The organism is Enterovibrio makurazakiensis (assembly GCF_050336585.1).
Lineage (GTDB): Bacteria > Pseudomonadota > Gammaproteobacteria > Enterobacterales > Vibrionaceae > Enterovibrio > Enterovibrio gelatinilyticus.
In genome coordinates this window covers 1-1,896 of the sequence record NZ_JAKJSE010000052.1, presented here as the reverse complement: position 1 = coordinate 1,896, position 1,896 = coordinate 1, and the positions used below count along the sequence as shown (strand labels likewise).

Annotated in this window: 2 tRNA genes and 2 rRNA genes; all 4 read left to right on the top strand. The window is 49.6% G+C overall.

Going from position 1 to position 1,896, the window contains the following annotated elements:
- A 16S ribosomal RNA gene (locus tag L4D06_RS25315) occupies nucleotides 1-1,070 on the top strand; the annotation flags it as partial.
- Nucleotides 1,071-1,139: 69 nt separating this feature from the next.
- A tRNA-Ile gene (locus tag L4D06_RS25310) sits at nucleotides 1,140-1,216 on the top strand.
- Nucleotides 1,217-1,260: 44 nt separating this feature from the next.
- Nucleotides 1,261-1,336, top strand: a tRNA-Ala gene (locus tag L4D06_RS25305).
- Between the two features lie 366 nt (nucleotides 1,337-1,702).
- Nucleotides 1,703-1,896 (top strand): 23S ribosomal RNA (locus L4D06_RS25300); the annotation flags it as partial.

Sequence of the window (1,896 nt, the reverse complement as noted above, 5' to 3'; positions counted from 1 at the left end):
TTCGTTTGACGTTAGCTGCAGAAGAAGCACCGGCTAACTCCGTGCCAGCAGCCGCGGTAATACGGAGGGTGCGAGCGTTAATCGGAATTACTGGGCGTAAAGCGCATGCAGGCGGTTTGTTAAGCAAGATGTGAAAGCCCCGGGCTCAACCTGGGAACCGCATTTTGAACTGGCAGGCTAGAGTCTTGTAGAGGGGGGTAGAATTTCAGGTGTAGCGGTGAAATGCGTAGAGATCTGAAGGAATACCGGTGGCGAAGGCGGCCCCCTGGACAAAGACTGACGCTCAGATGCGAAAGCGTGGGGAGCAAACAGGATTAGATACCCTGGTAGTCCACGCTGTAAACGATGTCTACTTGGAGGTTGTGACCTAGAGTCGTGGCTTTCGGAGCTAACGCGTTAAGTAGACCGCCTGGGGAGTACGGTCGCAAGATTAAAACTCAAATGAATTGACGGGGGCCCGCACAAGCGGTGGAGCATGTGGTTTAATTCGATGCAACGCGAAGAACCTTACCTACTCTTGACATCCAGAGAAGCCGGAAGAGATTCTGGTGTGCCTTCGGGAGCTCTGAGACAGGTGCTGCATGGCTGTCGTCAGCTCGTGTTGTGAAATGTTGGGTTAAGTCCCGCAACGAGCGCAACCCTTATCCTTGTTTGCCAGCACATTATGGTGGGAACTCCAGGGAGACTGCCGGTGATAAACCGGAGGAAGGTGGGGACGACGTCAAGTCATCATGGCCCTTACGAGTAGGGCTACACACGTGCTACAATGGCATATACAGAGGGCAGCGAGGCCGCGAGGTGGAGCGAATCCCAGAAAGTATGTCGTAGTCCGGATCGGAGTCTGCAACTCGACTCCGTGAAGTCGGAATCGCTAGTAATCGTAGATCAGAATGCTACGGTGAATACGTTCCCGGGCCTTGTACACACCGCCCGTCACACCATGGGAGTGGGCTGCACCAGAAGTAGATAGCTTAACCTTCGGGAGGGCGTTTACCACGGTGTGGTTCATGACTGGGGTGAAGTCGTAACAAGGTAGCCCTAGGGGAACCTGGGGCTGGATCACCTCCTTAACGATACTATCGATGCCAGTGTCCACACAAATTGTATAGGTTAAAGAAAGTAAAGAACATTGCTTAGATGGGTCTGTAGCTCAGGTGGTTAGAGCGCACCCCTGATAAGGGTGAGGTCGGTGGTTCAAGTCCACTCAGACCCACCAATTTCATTTCCTAGATGAAGTTGGTAACACTAAGTAATTTCGATGGGGTTATAGCTCAGCTGGGAGAGCGCCTGCCTTGCACGCAGGAGGTCTGCGGTTCGATCCCGCATAGCTCCACCACTCTCTAAAAACATTCTCACGAGTGTGTTTAGAAAGTGGATATTCTCGTCAGAGAAACAYYACTTTGCTCTTTAAAAATCTGGAAAGCTGACTAGTAGATTTATGACTTCTCTTTATAGAGAGGGAATAAATTGAAATCTGTTTCTTATCTCTCTACCCGAGAGGTAACGAAACAAAAGTTCTCAAAACGTTAATTCTTCGGAATTAACACCAAACACATTCAAGTGTTCTTGGTTTCATTCTTCTCYTAGAGAGGGATGAACATATTTGAGTCCGGCGAAAAACCGTTCATCGAAAGATGAACTTGTTCTTTAACGAGAACACCTTGGTTGTTTGTCCATACRWAAAGACCTCTTGGGGTTGTATGGTTAAGTGACTAAGCGTACACGGTGGATGCCTTGGCAGTCAGAGGCGATGAAGGACGTAGTAACTTGCGATAAGCGTAGATAAGGCAGTAACAGCCACTTGAGTCTACGATTTCCGAATGGGGAAACCCACGTGCATAAGCACGTATCATACAGTGAATACATAGCTGTATGAGGCGAACTCGGGGAACTGAA